The sequence below is a fragment of the Nocardia altamirensis NBRC 108246 genome, assembly GCF_001612685.1.
GTDB classification, from domain to species: Bacteria; Actinomycetota; Actinomycetes; order Mycobacteriales; family Mycobacteriaceae; genus Nocardia; species Nocardia altamirensis.
On record NZ_BDAY01000019.1, the window covers coordinates 121410 to 135541 of the forward strand.

At 64.2% G+C, this 14132-nt stretch carries 17 protein-coding genes, 1 tRNA gene and 1 pseudogene; 12 read left to right on the top strand and 7 right to left on the bottom strand.

All coding sequences use genetic code 11. The features are described 5' to 3' along the window. The first annotated feature begins 53 nt into the window (after window positions 1-53). The 3 genes from NA11_RS12765 (at window position 54) to NA11_RS12775 (ending at window position 1893) form a co-directional block, all read left to right on the top strand. On the top strand, window positions 54-1232 hold the full coding sequence (locus NA11_RS12765) for an alpha-hydroxy-acid oxidizing protein (RefSeq protein WP_069162126.1): 1179 nt from the start codon (window positions 54-56) through the stop codon (window positions 1230-1232). Window positions 1233-1282: 50 nt separating this feature from the next. Next, complete coding sequence (locus NA11_RS12770) at window positions 1283-1783, top strand: MarR family winged helix-turn-helix transcriptional regulator (protein WP_069162052.1); 501 nt, start codon at window positions 1283-1285, stop codon at window positions 1781-1783. Between the two features lie 25 nt (window positions 1784-1808). Further along, window positions 1809-1893: transfer RNA gene (locus tag NA11_RS12775), tRNA-Ser, on the top strand. Between the two features lie 52 nt (window positions 1894-1945). Here NA11_RS12775 and NA11_RS12780 read toward each other — a convergent pair. Together NA11_RS12780 and NA11_RS44735 are read right to left on the bottom strand one after the other, a co-directional pair. Further along, window positions 1946-3103 (bottom strand): annotated as a pseudogene (locus NA11_RS12780) (tyrosine-type recombinase/integrase); the annotation flags it as partial. 141 nt (window positions 3104-3244) lie between these two features. Continuing rightward, on the bottom strand, window positions 3245-3595 hold the full coding sequence (locus tag NA11_RS44735) for a hypothetical protein (RefSeq protein ID WP_141717555.1): 351 nt from the start codon (window positions 3593-3595) through the stop codon (window positions 3245-3247). Between the two features lie 372 nt (window positions 3596-3967). Here NA11_RS44735 and NA11_RS12790 point away from each other — a divergent pair, with 372 nt between their 5' ends. From NA11_RS12790 to NA11_RS12825, 8 genes are all read left to right on the top strand, one after another. Beyond that, complete coding sequence (locus NA11_RS12790) at window positions 3968-4177, top strand: hypothetical protein (protein WP_069162054.1); 210 nt, start codon at window positions 3968-3970, stop codon at window positions 4175-4177. A gap of 106 nt (window positions 4178-4283) precedes the next feature. Continuing rightward, complete coding sequence (locus tag NA11_RS12795) at window positions 4284-4541, top strand: hypothetical protein (protein WP_141717556.1); 258 nt, start codon at window positions 4284-4286, stop codon at window positions 4539-4541. Then, window positions 4538-5821: an AAA family ATPase gene (locus NA11_RS12800; protein WP_069162056.1), complete on the top strand. Its 1284-nt coding sequence runs from the start codon at window positions 4538-4540 to the stop codon at window positions 5819-5821. Before NA11_RS12795 ends, NA11_RS12800 begins: the two co-directional genes overlap by 4 nt. After that, the gene (locus NA11_RS12805) at window positions 5818-6201 is read left to right on the top strand and encodes a helix-turn-helix domain-containing protein (RefSeq protein ID WP_069162057.1); all 384 of its coding nucleotides are present in this window, start codon (window positions 5818-5820) and stop codon (window positions 6199-6201) included. The genes NA11_RS12800 and NA11_RS12805 overlap by 4 nt, the downstream gene beginning before the upstream one ends. Further along, window positions 6168-6818, top strand: a complete 651-nt coding sequence (locus NA11_RS12810; protein ID WP_141717557.1) for a hypothetical protein — start codon at window positions 6168-6170, stop codon at window positions 6816-6818. The genes NA11_RS12805 and NA11_RS12810 overlap by 34 nt, the downstream gene beginning before the upstream one ends. A gap of 4 nt (window positions 6819-6822) precedes the next feature. After that, on the top strand, window positions 6823-7014 hold the full coding sequence (locus NA11_RS12815; protein ID WP_069162059.1) for a hypothetical protein: 192 nt from the start codon (window positions 6823-6825) through the stop codon (window positions 7012-7014). 6 nt (window positions 7015-7020) lie between these two features. Further along, entirely contained in the window at window positions 7021-7227 is a 207-nt protein-coding gene (locus NA11_RS12820; RefSeq protein ID WP_069162060.1) for a hypothetical protein, read from the top strand. Between the two features lie 223 nt (window positions 7228-7450). After that, complete coding sequence (locus tag NA11_RS12825) at window positions 7451-7918, top strand: hypothetical protein (RefSeq protein ID WP_141717558.1); 468 nt, start codon at window positions 7451-7453, stop codon at window positions 7916-7918. A 104-nt stretch (window positions 7919-8022) separates the two neighbouring features. Here NA11_RS12825 and NA11_RS46285 read toward each other — a convergent pair whose 3' ends face one another. From NA11_RS46285 to NA11_RS12845, 4 genes are all read right to left on the bottom strand, one after another. Then, window positions 8023-8523, bottom strand: coding sequence for a hypothetical protein (locus NA11_RS46285; protein ID WP_069162062.1), 501 nt, complete (start codon window positions 8521-8523; stop codon window positions 8023-8025). A 5-nt stretch (window positions 8524-8528) separates the two neighbouring features. After that, entirely contained in the window at window positions 8529-8786 is a 258-nt protein-coding gene (locus tag NA11_RS12835) for a hypothetical protein (RefSeq protein WP_069162063.1), read from the bottom strand. A gap of 975 nt (window positions 8787-9761) precedes the next feature. After that, on the bottom strand, window positions 9762-10352 hold the full coding sequence (locus NA11_RS12840; RefSeq protein ID WP_369691128.1) for a flavoprotein: 591 nt from the start codon (window positions 10350-10352) through the stop codon (window positions 9762-9764). 23 nt (window positions 10353-10375) lie between these two features. Then, entirely contained in the window at window positions 10376-11551 is a 1176-nt protein-coding gene (locus NA11_RS12845) for a helix-turn-helix domain-containing protein (protein ID WP_069162065.1), read from the bottom strand. A gap of 823 nt (window positions 11552-12374) precedes the next feature. Here NA11_RS12845 and NA11_RS12850 point away from each other — a divergent pair. Beyond that, on the top strand, window positions 12375-12803 hold the full coding sequence (locus NA11_RS12850) for a hypothetical protein (RefSeq protein WP_141717559.1): 429 nt from the start codon (window positions 12375-12377) through the stop codon (window positions 12801-12803). 82 nt (window positions 12804-12885) lie between these two features. Here the strand turns inward: NA11_RS12850 and NA11_RS12855 are convergent, their stop codons facing one another. Continuing rightward, window positions 12886-14010: a nitric oxide synthase oxygenase gene (locus NA11_RS12855; RefSeq protein WP_141717564.1), complete on the bottom strand. Its 1125-nt coding sequence runs from the start codon at window positions 14008-14010 to the stop codon at window positions 12886-12888. Between the last annotated feature and the right edge of the window lie 122 nt (window positions 14011-14132).

A 14132-nucleotide genomic window follows, 5' to 3' on the forward strand; every position in this document is an offset into this window, starting at 1 on the left:
GGATTTGCGCGAGCGGCCCGCAAAGGGTGGGCGCACCGACTACCGTCACGGTCGTGAGCAGCAGTTTCGCCGATTTCCAGCACGAGATCTACCTCGGCGGTCTCAGCGGTGCGGTACCCGAGTTACCCATGACGGCAGCGGGTTTGGAGCGACGAGCCGAAGAAGTGCTCGAACGCGACGCCTTCGCGTACGTGGCGGGCAGCGCGTCGTCTGAGCGCACTGCTGCCGCCAATCGGAGCGCCTTCGACCGATATCGGCTACTCCCGCGCATGCTGCGCGGCGCCACCGCGCCCGGCGCGCGTGACCTCTCGGTGGAGGTGCTCGGCACTCGGCTAGCCGCTCCGGTGTTGACCGCGCCGATCGGCGTGCTGGAACTGCTGCACAAGGGCGGCGAGGTGATCGCCGCGGCGGCGACCAAGGAACTCGGCATCGGCTCGGTGCAGTCCACCGCGGCGTCCTCGACCATCGAGGAGGTGGGCGCGGCCGCGGGCGAATGGTGGTATCAGCTGTACTGGCCCGCCGATGACGATCTCGCCAGATCGTTCGTCCGCCGGGCCGAGCGGGCCGGGGCCAAGGCCATCGTCGTCACCGTCGACACCCCGAGTCTCGGCTGGCGACCGCGCGACCTGGAGCTGGCGCACCTGCCCTTCCTGCACGGCAAGGGGATCGCGAACTACCTGTCGGACCCGGTCTTTCGCGCCAAACTCGCCGCACCGCCCGAGGCGAGCGCGGACGCCATGCGTGCGGCGATCCTCGCCTGGGCCGGGCTGTTCGGCAACCATGCGCTGCGGCCCGCCGATCTCGCGCACCTGCGGGAATGGACCGAGCTGCCGATCGCGGTGAAGGGCATTCTGCACCCCGACGACGCCCGCCAGGTGGTCGACGCAGGCGCCGACGCGGTGGTGGTGAGCAACCACGGCGGCCGTCAGCTGGACGGCGCCGTCGCCGCGCTCGACGCGCTGCCCACCATCGTCGCCACCGTCGGCGACCGTGCCGACGTGCTGTTCGACTCCGGCATCCGCACCGGATCGGACATGCTCATCGCGTTGGCGCTCGGCGCCAAGGCGGTGCTGTACGGGCGGCCGTGGGTGTACGGGCTCGGCATCGCGGGCCACGCCGGTGTCCGGCATGCCCTTCGGCTGTTGCTGGCTGATTTCGAGACCGCGATGGGCCTCGCCGGTTGTGCGAACCTTGCCGCGGTGCAGAGATCACTCGTCGTGACTGCCCGCTAAGCGAAATGGCTTTCTCTCACAGCGAGTTTCCCCAGGTGGTCGGACATAGAATGAGCAGCGTGCATCCCGAATCGAGCAGTCCCGTCGCGGCGGAGCCGAGATGGCTCACCCCGCCGCAGCAGCGGGCCTGGCGGGCCTACATGGACGGGCATCAACGCCTGATGACCGCGTTGAATCGGCAGTTACAGGCGGACAACGACCTGAGTGTCGCCGAATACCGCATTCTGGTGCTGCTGTCCGAAGCGCCCGGTCGCGCCTTGCGGATGAGCGAGCTTGCCGACGGTGTGCTCTCCTCCAGAAGCCGCCTCACCCATCAGATCCGGCGCCTCGAAGCCCAGCACATGGTGCGCCGCAACACCTGCCTCGAGGACGGTCGCGGCGTCCTCGCCGAACTCACCGACGAAGGCATGCGCCGCCTCGAATCCGCCGCCCCCGGCCACGTCGAGGCCGTCCGCCGCAACTTCGTCGACCTGCTCACCGCACACCAGCTCGAGGTCATCGCCGAAGTCTTCGCCCGCGTCGATCAGGAAATCGGAACGCGCCCCCTCTGAGCCGTCCGCTACCATCGTCGTCTGAGGAGACGTGGCAGAGCGGCCGAATGCACTCGCCTTGAAAGCGAGCGTCGCGAGAGCGACCGGGGGTTCAAATCCCTCCGTCTCCGCAACCGCCCCTGACCTGCCCCGGCTGGTCAGGGGCACTATTTTCGGGGAGGTCGGCACCGCTGGCCGACCATCTGGCCACATTTTGGCCACACTGGCCGCAGCGGCCTTGTCCAGCGCTTCGCCGACGGCGTCCAAATCGTCATCGAACAAGTCCGCGTAGGTGTCCAAGGTCATGGCGGCCGAGGCGTGCCCGAGCATTCGTTGCAGCGCTTTCACATTGACCCCGGCGGATATCGCCAGGCTCGCCGCTGTGTGCCTGAGGTCGTGCGGGGTTACCCGAGGAATGTCGGCGGCCTTCACGGCCTTGTTGAACCAGCCCGAGTGACTGATGGGTCGTTTCAGGTGCTCGCCGTTCTTGCCGGGGAACACCAGAGTGCTGCGGCCTTTGCCTTCACACTGTCGCGCAAGCTCGGTAACGATGAACGCAGGGATAGGCACCGACCGTTCGTCGTCCGATTTCGGCGTACCGACATGGACCTCCATGTTCACCTGTACGGCGTTCTCGACCACGGTGAGCCGCTTGCGCAACAAATCGAGGTCCTTGACCCGCAAGCCGATTGCCTCTCCCCACCGGATACCGCAGTACGCGAGGACCAGCACAAGTACGCGATGTTGTCCGGACTTGCTGGCGAGCAGAGCAACTTGCTCATGCGTGAGATAGGTGCGGGGCTTCCGCTTCTTCTTCGGCAGGTTCTCGACGCCGCGAGCCGGGTTCCTGGCCAACCGCTTGCTCTTGACCGCAGTGTCAAGAATTCCTGCGAGTACGCCGTAGGCGCGGATGATGACGGTAGCGCCGCTGCCCTTCTTCACCACCTTGTCCGAGTCGTTGCGGTCGATGATGGTCCGTCCCATTTCTGAGATCCATGTCTCAACCGAATCAAGGTCGACATCCGCGATACGCACGCCACCCCAACGCGGTTCGACATGTATCCGCCACGCGGTTTCAATCGATTTATAGGTCGACGGCTTCAGGTCAGATTCCTTGCGCACCAACCAGTTCGGCGCAAGCTCGCCCACAGTGATACGCCCTAGCGACGGCGCGACGTAGTCGCCCGTCATCTTCTGGACTTCGACCGTGCTCTTGAAGTTCTCGGCGTCAACTTTGCGCCGAAATCCCCGCTTGCTGGTCTGCTTGCCGTCCGGCTTGCGGTAGCGGACTCGGTACCGCTTCTGGCCGGATTGTGTGGAGTACGGCTCGACTGTGGCCACGCCTATCGACCCCCGACCGTCTCGCTACGCTTATCCATGCTGCTGCTCCATTTCCTTGCTGGGTTGTGGGGTGGTGGTGTCCGTGACCCTCGCCGCCCGCAGCGCCAACTACGGGACTTCCGGCGGGGGTCACCCTTTGGGTCATGCTTTCTTCTGGCCGGATGTGGTCTTGGGGAGTAGGCCGTATTCGTCGCTGCGGCAGATCTCGACATACCTGGCAGCGGTCCGCTCGGATACCTCGAACCGTTGCGCTATTTTCTGCAAAGGCTTTTCGTCGATGTACTCGCGGTACAGGGCGGCGGTCTCGGTGAGTAGGGCGTCGGTGATCTTGCGGCGTGAGTTCTTCCGCGCCGCCTCGTATGCGGCGTGTGCGGTTCGCTCGTCGGCGAACTGGGGTTCCTGTCCGGGCGGTGCGACGGTGGTCTGAGCCGTGCTCTTGAATGCCTCATCCATCCACTGATTGAGCTGGCGGCGGATTACCTCGAAATCCACGGGTCGCACGCCTCGTCCGGTTGACTTCGCCGAAACCTGGACATCGACGCAGGTCGGCTCACCGTTGCGTATCTCGAATGTGGCTGTGAGCGAAGGCTGATCACGAGCGCCGGACAGTCGGATGGAGACCTCACGCGGGCACACCAGGTCTCCCAGTTCCACCAGATCCCCCCTTTGGTCCCAGACGATCCAGCCAACCGGGTTTCCATCCATCTCCAGGGGTAGCCGGGCGATCCATCCGCTCGGGCTCATTCACTTCTCCGATCCGTCGATAGGACGCTCAGCTAATGACATGGACAGCTTGTCATTAGCTCCGCCAAGCTGTCAATGCCGGGTTATCGACGGAAATCAGTAGCGACGCAAGGAGATCGAATGACTACCCAGGATGGGCACGCCACTCCTGAACAGCTGGCGCAGCGGTGGCACACCACTCCGGCATCACTGGCGCAGGACCGTTACCGGGGGACAGGGCCGAAGTTCCTGAAGCGAGGGCGGCGCGTGCTGTACCCGTGGTCCGAGGTTCTCGAATGGGAGCAGCGAAATACGTTGTCCCGCACCGACGAACGATCGGGGGTGGCGTGAGGTGACCCAGAGATTCACGCGCCCCGGCGCGTCGATGGCGACCGGGGCAGCGAATGGTCGGGCGGACCGATTTCAGGATATAGCGACGAGTCGGTGGGTGCGGTGCATGGCCGATGTGAAAGCGATTGCGCAGCGGTGGAATCTGCGCGGCGACTACGCGCCGTCGCAGCATCGGGAGTGGCCGAATCCGTCGCTCGCCGAGGAACGGTCCGAGCATCTGTTTCATGAGGATGCCCGTAGGTTCGCGCTAGAGGTGCTCCGTGCCGTCGACGGGGGTGTCGCCGCGTCCGAGGTGTGGGCGCAAATCCTCGAGGGCGGGCGGAGCCTACGCCGCTCGGCACACGCGCGAGGGGTAGTGGAGTGAGCAATTACGAAGCACCACAACCAGATACGGCGAACCTGCTCGATGGGCTGCGTGATGGCGGATGGTTGGACGCGCAACAGTTCCCGCCGTTGGCGTGGTGTGTGGAGGGCATCATTCCCGAAGGGTTCGGGTTGTTGGTCGCGCCACCGAAGGCGGGTAAGTCGTGGTTCGTGGCGGGTGTCGGGTTGGCGTGCGCGGGCGGAGGGTTCGCGTTGGGCCGTATCCCGGTGCAGCGTCGGCCCGTGCTGTATCTGGCGCTCGAGGACGGCCACCGCCGCCTACAGTCTCGATTCCGCACACTGATGGCGAATAAGCCTATCCCCGAGGGTATTTCGGTGATTATCAAGGCTCGTGCCAATCAGGTGGTCCCGATGATCGCCGAGTACCTGATCCGTCACGCCGACGCCGCGCCGTTGGTCATCCTGGACACGTTGGGCAAGGTACGCCCACCCAAACAGCGCGGCGAGGATGCCTACGCCGCCGACTACGCGATCGGCAGCCAGCTCAAAAGCGCCATCGACAGCGCGCCCGGTGCGTCGCTGCTGGTGGTGCATCACACCCGCAAGGCCGAGTCCGTCGATTTCGTGGACGCGGTCTCCGGCACGCAAGGCATCGCCGGGTCAGCGGATTTCGTGCTCGTACTCAATCGCAAACGCAAGTCCGATCAAGCGGTGCTCTCAGTCACCGGGCGCGACGTGCCCGAGAACGAGTACGCCCTTGTCACCGACGCCGGGCGCTGGTCACTCGACGGCACGGACCTGATGGACGCGGCGGCGACCGTGACGACCAGGCAGCACACGGCCAACCTCGGTGATCGCACCGCCGATGCGCTCGCCTTTGTCGCGAGTCGGCCGCTGGGCACCCGAGCAACCGATCTAGCGACCCATCTGGGTATCGGCAACGACGACGCCGGGAAGTACCTGCGACGGCTGCACGAGAAGGAACTCATCGGCAAGCGAACACGCGGTGTGTACATAGGAACGTCCGAAGTGTCCGAACGGACCGTACACCCTGATACCCCCAGTTCAGAGCAGCAATCGCTTTCGGACACCGGAGCCGATCATTCGGACGCCTCCGCCCAAGTGTCCGAAATCCCGATGAATCTGTCCGAACCAGAAACGCATCATGACCAGGGGAAACGGCCGCTCTCGTACCGTTCGGACACATCGGACAGCGACGTAACGCCGATGGATGCGTTCTTGCAGAACGTGGCCGTACTGCCACCGCCTCGAAGGCGACGTAGCCGAGGTGGTCAGTCGATCGACCGGACCAAGTCATGACCGGGCTGTCGTTCGATCTGGTACTCGCGCATTGGCTCGCCGCCACCGAAATCACCCGCCGCCAACAACACGGCCTGCCTGTGCCCGAACGACTTCGGACACACCTCCGTGCCCTCGGTGTGGCGCTGGCGTCCGCGACCGGACCAGCCGATGCCGCCACCTCGGCAGGATCGGAGTCGACCGGTCCTGATCGGTTCATCACCACCGCCGAGGCCGCTGCCGCGCTGGGTTGCAGCACCCGTCACGTCCGGCGGCTTGGTCAGCGGATCGGCGGCCACAGGATCGGGCACCGATGGCTGTTCGACACCGACGCCATCACCGAACACAGAGACGGAAGGAACACCGAATGCGATACACACCCGGACGCGGACGCCAGGTAATCGGTAGCGCCGCAAGCCAATTGGATCCCTTGGCGCGACCACCACTGGAACTACTACCCGAGAAGCTGGTCGAACTCATCACCGAACGCGACCGACTACGCGACCAGTGCAGCACAGCCGAGTCCTGCCGCAACAAACTGTTCGATCCAGCCCGCGACACCGAAGCCCAGCAGGCCGACGACACTGCCGCAGCCGACGCGGCCCGCGCAGGTAAGCCCATCCCGAAACCGAAAGCCGTACCGGCCCTTGCCGAAACACGCGCTGCTGCCGAGCGTGCCCTCGCTGCTCACCGGACCGTTCTCGCCGAAGTCACCCAAGAATGTATCGACGAGCAATGCCGGGCTCGTGACGCCGCCAGCGACCCGCGCCCGGATCGGCTGGCCGAACTCGTCCCGCTCGCCGAACAACTCGCCGCAGCCCTCCAGCACGCGGTCTCCGAGGCCGCCGCCCTGGACTGGTTGCATGGCCGCGGCTACTTCACCGCCGCACAGGTCTGGCCGGTCGCTATCGACACCGACCTGCGGCGCCAGGGCCTCACCATCGACAACACCAACCCATTCCCCGCCCGAGACCTCATCCTCGGCGCGATCACCCAAGCACTCACCACGGAGGTCTAACCCCATGACCCACACCCGAATCCAGGACGCCGACAACCCATACCGCCACCGCGACCTACTGGCCAGCATCGCCGCCAAGCAGAGCGCACAACGCGTACGCGTGGACAGCCAGGGCAAGCCCCTCGAACCCCCAAAGCCACACCGCTACGACGGATTCGGCAACCTCCTCGGACCGTCCGAGCCGGACAAGGCATAGACCGAAATGTGGTTGCCCGTATCGGGGCCGGAGCTGGTGTGGCTCGACCGCAGCCAGCCCGGCCACCACATCGGCATCACCCGCCACTGGCTGACAAACCCGACGCGCGAGCAGTACCTCACCGAATGCACCTGCGGCTGGACGCAATGGAACATCGCGCTCAACCCCGCCGTGCTCTACGCCGCACGCCACCAGCGCAACGCCGTGCGATAGACCAACAGCTCAGGGAATGCGGAGCGGGCCGCGACCGCCATCCAGCCCGATCAACCCCTGAATCTGTGAGTTGACCCGTGTCGGCCGACGGTGATCGATACGACTGGGCCCACCTGGCGAGCCCGTGCTCGCCCTGCCACCTGGTCAAGACCTTGAGCGAATCCGTCGCAGCCAGAAGGCAAATGCCTGCGCGGCCGAGCCGTGCACTGGATGATTACCTGGCATGACGAACTGGTTCGCGGGTGTTGCGACGATCGTTGTTGGTTTCTGGGCAGGCTGGGTCTCGATGCGGGTATCGAAAGTCCTTCCGCATGAGCGTTTGAAGCAGCTCGCTGAGATCAGAGCTGAGCTTGAGGTGCTAGACAGCGAACACGTCATCGATGCTGCTATCCGACGCGAGTTGCGGATGTTGAAGAGACTTAACGATGCTCGGGAAGTCAGTCGGCTTCGCTACACGGTGGAGCTGATCTCGCAACACCCGCTTACCGCTTCGGCGGCAGCCATGCTCGTGTTCGTCGTTTCGCAGCTTGTTGGAATACAGGCTGTTCGGCGGCTCGGCGACGAGGCGCCCACCTGGCAGCGAATGGCCGTAGCGATCCCCGAGGTGCTGCTCTTGATCATCATTGCCGCTGTCTATTTCGTCACCAGCCGTTCAATGCGCCGCGAGCGACTGCGGCGGTCTTCCGGCTAACCAACTCTCCACAGCCCAGGCACACGCCCGGTAGGGGGTCGACCACATCAAATGAGCCCACCCAGGGCTTCGGAACGCGACTCGAAACCTGAGTCGCGTTACACTTAGTGCTTTTTGGCCATCTTCTTTGCCGCCTTTTTGGCGACCGCGTTCTTTGCTGCCTTTTTGGCGACCGGGGCGAGTTGCTTCGACCGCACTGGAGCGCCGATCACGCCTGACGTCGCGGTTCGACGAGTAGCACGGCCGGAGATTGTCACCGATACGTTGGTCGGCTTCTTCTTGGCCTGCTGGGTAGTGGGCGTGACCTTTGGGCGTGCGCCTCGGGCACGCTTGGCGGTGCTTGACGTTCCGTCCCCATAGCGCTGTCGGGCAGCTTCGCCAGAGGTCCCCAGGACCTCGCCAATTGCCGCCCAACTTTTGCCCTGCTGCTTCGCAAGCTCGACCCAGAGGCGCACGTTGCGTTGTGCGTTCGATAGCTCGATGACCGATTTGCCCAGACCTTCCAGTGCATCGGTCTCGACGACATTGGTTGGCTCGAAGTTATTTTCGAACCGGTCTGCGAGCTCGTCTGCGTGCGCGAGGATCTCCTCCAACGATCGGGGCATCTACCTCACCTCGGCTTCTGGAATCGCTTCAAGTACTTTGTTCGGGCTTTCATGGTGTGGATGACGAACAACGATCCATCGTCGCGGAGCACGTAGCCCACCTCAATCAGTGTCGGGTTGCAGGCGGCACCTATCACCATCGTGAGCCCGTCGTCGTCTTCAAATGTGCGGATAGCGTTGTTCAATGCGTGCAAGATGTCTGCTTCGTCGAATTCGCGCTTGAGTGCACTTGTATGGATGTGGATGCGCGGCCTCGACGCCATGATAGCAAGTTAACTTGCGACATGCCGGTGGCCAAGCGCACACGCCGATGCAAGATGGCTGATCATCTGTGCTGGTCCAAGGCTTGCCGTCGACATCGTTGCGAGCAGATCGAGGGATCGGCCGAAAGAGGATCCTCAAGGCGCACCTGGCACCCAGGCATGCGGGGGGCGGTAGCCCTTCCCCCTGGTCGGAGCGCTGGCGGTTGGCATAGCGTCTGTGGCTTTGTACGGGATTGGAGATTTCTGCACCTCGTAGGGATCGGGGTCGGCATCGCTGGCCCAGTCCGGCCGGACAACGCCTCGGTGGTGCATCTTTCGCACGCTCAGCTTGAGCATATGGGGGCATACGGCACCGGGGTGCGGCGAACCTGGTGCATAATTCCTCCGTGCCGCATCGCCGCCGCGTATTCCTCAGTGTCGCTATTGCGGCGTGCGTGGCGCTGTTTTCGGGATTGGCCGGTCTTCGAGCCATGCCGACGCCCTTCCAAATCGAGGCCCTTATGCTCGCCACTCTGGCTGGCGGTACAGCGGCCTGGTACGCCACTCGAGCCCCTCGCGACGACTCGCCGCACCTGTCAATCGCAACATGGCTGATAGCTGAGGCCGCATGGGCTGCAAGGCATACCGCGATCGAGCGGCATATAAAAAAACTCTGAACGTTGTGCGGGATTGCAACCAAAGCTGTCGTGATCCCGAACAGTTGCAGGTCAGAGGGCTAAGAATTGCCGCCCGACGACAGAGCTCAGAACATTCGCGCTCGACATGACTTCTGACCTGGACGTTTGTGTGAATTGCCTTGTGTTGGTGGGGAATTGGATAGCAATTTCGAGGGGTGTACATGGCCGCACCGACACCGCGCCCGGGCGTTCCGCGCGGTGTCACCAGAACTATGAGGATGACGAGCCGCCCTGGGGAGAGAGAAATCCTGACTGCCGTGTCGAGTCAGTAGGCGGGGGTGTGAGTTTCAAGAGCGGCCTACTTCGGTATAGACAACCGCGGGTCGTCGAGTAGTGCTTGCCATGCTGCGGCCCACGGGAACCGGTCGGCGGCGTCGCCACCGGACTTCGGTTCGTGTGGTGTGTCTTCAACCAGCATGGCTACGCCCCATTGCGAGAGCTTGTGTACTGCGTCCTGCACGGCAGGAAAACTGATCAATGCTCGATTGGCGAACGGTACTGCTACGACGGGCAGCTCCAGTCCGACGCCTTCGACCAGGAGCCCAAGCGGCAAGGTATCGGAGATGCCCGCCGCCCACTTCGCGAGCGAGTTGGAGGTGATCGGCGCGACAATCATTCCGTCGGCAGGAGGAAGCGCGTCCGGCGAATCGGGATCTTTGTACTCGCTACGCACCGGGTGACCGGTCTTAGCCGCCAGAGCATCAGTATCGATGAATCGGCGGCCATTCGGTGAGGCGATCACGCACACATCCCAACCGTCTGCGTGTGCCAGATCAATCAGTTTGTCGACGTCTCGGGCGACTCGTGCACCGGTCACGATGGCGTACAGGACAGGCGCTCCGTTCTCGTTCACTGGCCCATCGTCCCAGCAGAGACAGCCACAAGTCACACGTTCGGCGGGCGAGCCGTAGGTCAGAGGGTGACGCCGACCCATCGCGCGAATGCACCCAGGCTGTCACTGCGGCGCCGCTCGGCTGCGGCGATCCCGTACAGCGTTTCGCGGACGCCGGGGTGCAGTTTGGTCTGCTGGGGCGCGACGCTGCGGGCCGTATTGAGTGCTTTGAGCGCGTTGTCTGTCCGGCCAGCGAGTAGCCAGGCGCGGGCCGTGTCTTGCCAATGATGGCCTGCTCGCGGCGGTGCGACATCGGTGGGCAAGTGCAACGCCGATCCGTCGCGCGCGGCTTTGCCTGGGTCGCCTGCCTCTAATTCGACTGCACAGGAGTGGATTTCGGTGTTCGCCTTGCTGAATACGGTGCCGTAGGAGTCGCATTCGCCCTTAACGAATCGGGCTAACTTCCTCGCCTCGCTGATGTGGTCACGAGCGGTATCGAGTCGGCGATCTCGCGCGGAAATGATCGCCCCCGACAGATGGGTGAATCCGAGCACTTCGACCGAGGCGGGATCGTCGTCGTTGATCTGGCCGAGGGCCTGGTCGACAAGCTGGAGGCCGACATCGTTGGACCCGTAATACATCAGCACCTTCGCTCGCCGGGGCTTGGCCTGCACGGCATACAGCGGATCATCGGCTTGTGCAGCCGCCCATTCCAATCGGTCCAGCGACGGCAACGTGAGCGTCATGAAACCAAACCGGTGTGTCAGCCGCTCCGACTGGATATACGCGTGGGCCAGGAGCGAGAAGATTCGACCACGTTCGGCATCGTTTGATGCTGCGTGCAGCGCGCCGTACAGCTGACGAATCAGCACAGGGAGCCGGGTTAATGCAGTACGGCCCTTGTCATTTCGGTATGCGCGATTGACATCGGCCAAGGACTTGGTGAGCTGTGCAAGCGGCAGGGGTTCAAGCGGTCGAACGTAAGTGCCTTCGGCCAAGATGGCGCGCAATTCGGTAAGACCCTCGAGTGGTCCGTCCTCTTCGAGAGTGTCGTAGTACGGCGTCCCGGTCAGTTGCTCCGGCTCGATACCAAGCGCTTTCGCAGCGGCGGCAACGAATCCCGGTGATGCCGGTTCGCGCCCTTGCTCGACTGCCTTGACCATGCTGAGGCTGTAGGCGGCGCGGGTAGCCAACTGGCGCTGGCTGAGTCCGGCTACCTTGCGTTCGGCGGCAATTCGCCGCCCTGCATGGCCCATGTTTCGAGCGTAGATCGATCACCTCGCTCTGTCCCTCTACTGACCCTTAACGGCCTCGCCAGCCACGAAGCTGATTTCAGCCCCGCCGCCGGGTCGAACGGTTCGCTAGCTCCCCGGCGGTGGGTGCCACCCAACGACATCGAACGCGGCAGGGGTGAAGCGGTGGGGTTCAACTGGTGGCGGGAGACCGAGTCAGACGGCATGTCTGTCCAAGAGATCGTGGACCGCGTCCAAGCCGAATGGCGAGCTGAACGCCGACGTAGTCGGGTCAAGGATGAGCACCCTTCCGATGTGGGGCTGTGGCCAAGGGGATGGCCGCACGAGGCACCCGATCGGACCCTGAGTGTGCCGGAAGCGCACGCCACTATGCAGCGGCATCGAGAGTGCCGCGCGGATGAATGTCCGCGCAAGGCGGCAGCACGGCAAACACTGATTGCCGCTGGGCGCATGAAGCCGGACGCATCGCGGGAGTACTGAGCGGCACCGGCCGTCCGAGAGGAAACGACTGCGGCCCGGCACCTGGTGAAGGTGCCGGGCCGCTTGTCCGTGCCGTGGACACATCCTGGCCACAATCCGCTGTGAATCCGGGTCAATCGGTGTAAGTCACGGTGATGTGTTTCAGCTGGTAGAGGGGGTCCTGATGCCCCAACCAGCACCCCTAGAAGGGTTCAAATCCCTCCGTCTCCGCCAAGAACCACGCAGGCACCTGTTATCGGCGAGTGCGGCGTTGGGCGACGAAGCGGATCTGCGGCGAGCCCCTATTCTCGGGGGCAGTAGTTTCCATTGTGCTGGAACCTGTTGCGGGGCAGGATCGGATCGTGTGATGAACAGACGAATTCGAGGAGCTTTCCTGCTGGCTGTTTCCGCTGCGGCGGTCACACTAACCCCCTTCAGTGCCGCGCCCGCGGTTGCGGCGTCCCCCTTCAAGGCCCCCGTGGTCACCTTCGAAGGCACCGGACCAGGCACGGTGACCGCGACCCTGCACAACCCGAACGACCGCGGCCAGTGCTGGGCCGAGGCAGGCGTCGGCCCCAACAACGACCACGTCTTCTTCGGTGAGGCCAAGCCGGAGTCGCTGGCGCAACCCGGCCAGACGATCAAGACGTCGCTGACCGGTCTCCAGCCGGGATCCACCATCACCGCCCGCGGCGGTTGCGCCGACACCAGCCCCGCAGGCGGCTACGAGCTCGGCGAAACCGTCACCGTCGCCGTCCCCTCCGGCAAGCCCGCAACCGGCAGCTTCGGAAGCTGACCCGACCCGCTAGAGGCGGCGCAGGCTCGCCCCGAGCCTGCGCCCCTCCGCACCGAACCCTGTCGCCACGGAGACAGCGGGATTACTCCTCGGGGTCGCCGCTGAAATCTCGCCGGACGAAGTTGGGGCGGATGTCGGGGTCGGGTGGGTCGTAGTAGCGGTGGAAGGTGGGGGTCAGGCCGGACGAGATCGGGGGGTTGATCCAGCTCCAGTCGGTGGGGCAGGTGCGGCCCGCTGCTTCTTCGCGTTTGACGTGATCGCAGAACTGTTTGGCGACGGTGTGGTGGTCGACGATGTAGACGCCTGATTTGCGGAAACTGTGCAGCACAGCGCGATTGAGTTCGACGAGGGCCGAGTCACGCCACAGGTTGCGTTCGGAGCGCGTATCGAGGCACATCATTTCGGCGATCAGCGGCAGCATGTTGTAGCGGTTGGTGTCGCTCAGGTTGCGTGCGCCGATCTCGGCGCCCATGTACCAGCCGTTGAACGGCGCGAACGGGTAGGTGATGCCGCCGACCTCGAGGTTCATGTTGGAGACCGCGGGCAGCGCGTGCCAGCGCAGGCCGAGTCCGGCGAACCATTCGAACTCCGGATGCTCCAGCTCAACCTCGCGGGCCAGCTCTGGCGGGATGTCGAACCAGCGGATCGGTTCGTCCGGCGTGCTGATCAGCAGCGGGAGAATGTCGAATGGTGTTCTGGCGCCACGCCATCCGAGTTTCATCGCGAACTCGGTGAGGGTGATGTTCGCCGCGTCGCCGGTGACCGTGCCGTCTCCGTTGCGGTAGCCCGCGTAGCGGATGAGCTGCGGGCTGACGATGCGGAACTCGCGCCCGTCCGGCTGTCGCGGCGGCCCGACGGTGATCATCGATTGGATGGCGCCGCCGTTGGTGGCCATCTGCAGGTGCTGCCAGCAGACCTCGGCCAGGTCGCGCGCGGACCGCACTCGCCGCGCGTCGAGCAGTTTCAGTGAGCGCCAATGCTTTCGGCCGACACAGCGGGCGTGATTGCGCCACGCGAGTTTGGCCCCGATCAGGATTTCCTCGGCGGTCTGCTGGTAGCTGCCGGTCTGTTCGAGTTGTTCCAGCGCGGTGCGGCGGCGCTGGGACGACAGGTGGGCCAGTTCTGGCATGCGGAAGAATTCGTCGCACTCGCGCAGCCGGCGTTTCAGGTCGGTGCTGAAAGGTTTTGTGTCAGGCGAGTTTTCGATCGGTGTTGCGGGTAACACAGGATTCACGGTTTTCTCCGGTCGGGCATAGGTACTGCGGTGAAACAGACAAGTTCGAGCGGGAGAATTCGCGCAGGTGCGCAGCCGGCAGCATCGCTCGCCGG

Bases quoted from the DNA above. Each gene is read 5' to 3' on its own strand.
- NA11_RS12770 (WP_069162052.1), top strand. From the start codon at position 1,283: ATGAGCAGCGTGCATCCCGAATCGAGCAGTCCCGTCGCGGCGGAGCCG.
- NA11_RS12790 (WP_069162054.1), top strand. From the start codon at position 3,968: ATGACTACCCAGGATGGGCACGCCACTCCTGAACAGCTGGCGCAGCGG.
- NA11_RS12795 (WP_141717556.1), top strand. From the start codon at position 4,284: ATGGCCGATGTGAAAGCGATTGCGCAGCGGTGGAATCTGCGCGGCGAC.
- NA11_RS12805 (WP_069162057.1), top strand. From the start codon at position 5,818: ATGACCGGGCTGTCGTTCGATCTGGTACTCGCGCATTGGCTCGCCGCC.
- NA11_RS12810 (WP_141717557.1), top strand. From the start codon at position 6,168: ATGCGATACACACCCGGACGCGGACGCCAGGTAATCGGTAGCGCCGCA.
- NA11_RS12815 (WP_069162059.1), top strand. From the start codon at position 6,823: ATGACCCACACCCGAATCCAGGACGCCGACAACCCATACCGCCACCGC.
- NA11_RS12820 (WP_069162060.1), top strand. From the start codon at position 7,021: ATGTGGTTGCCCGTATCGGGGCCGGAGCTGGTGTGGCTCGACCGCAGC.
- NA11_RS12825 (WP_141717558.1), top strand. From the start codon at position 7,451: ATGACGAACTGGTTCGCGGGTGTTGCGACGATCGTTGTTGGTTTCTGG.
- NA11_RS46285 (WP_069162062.1), bottom strand. From the start codon at position 8,523: ATGCCCCGATCGTTGGAGGAGATCCTCGCGCACGCAGACGAGCTCGCA.
- NA11_RS12835 (WP_069162063.1), bottom strand. From the start codon at position 8,786: ATGGCGTCGAGGCCGCGCATCCACATCCATACAAGTGCACTCAAGCGC.
- NA11_RS12845 (WP_069162065.1), bottom strand. From the start codon at position 11,551: ATGGGCCATGCAGGGCGGCGAATTGCCGCCGAACGCAAGGTAGCCGGA.
- NA11_RS12850 (WP_141717559.1), top strand. From the start codon at position 12,375: ATGAACAGACGAATTCGAGGAGCTTTCCTGCTGGCTGTTTCCGCTGCG.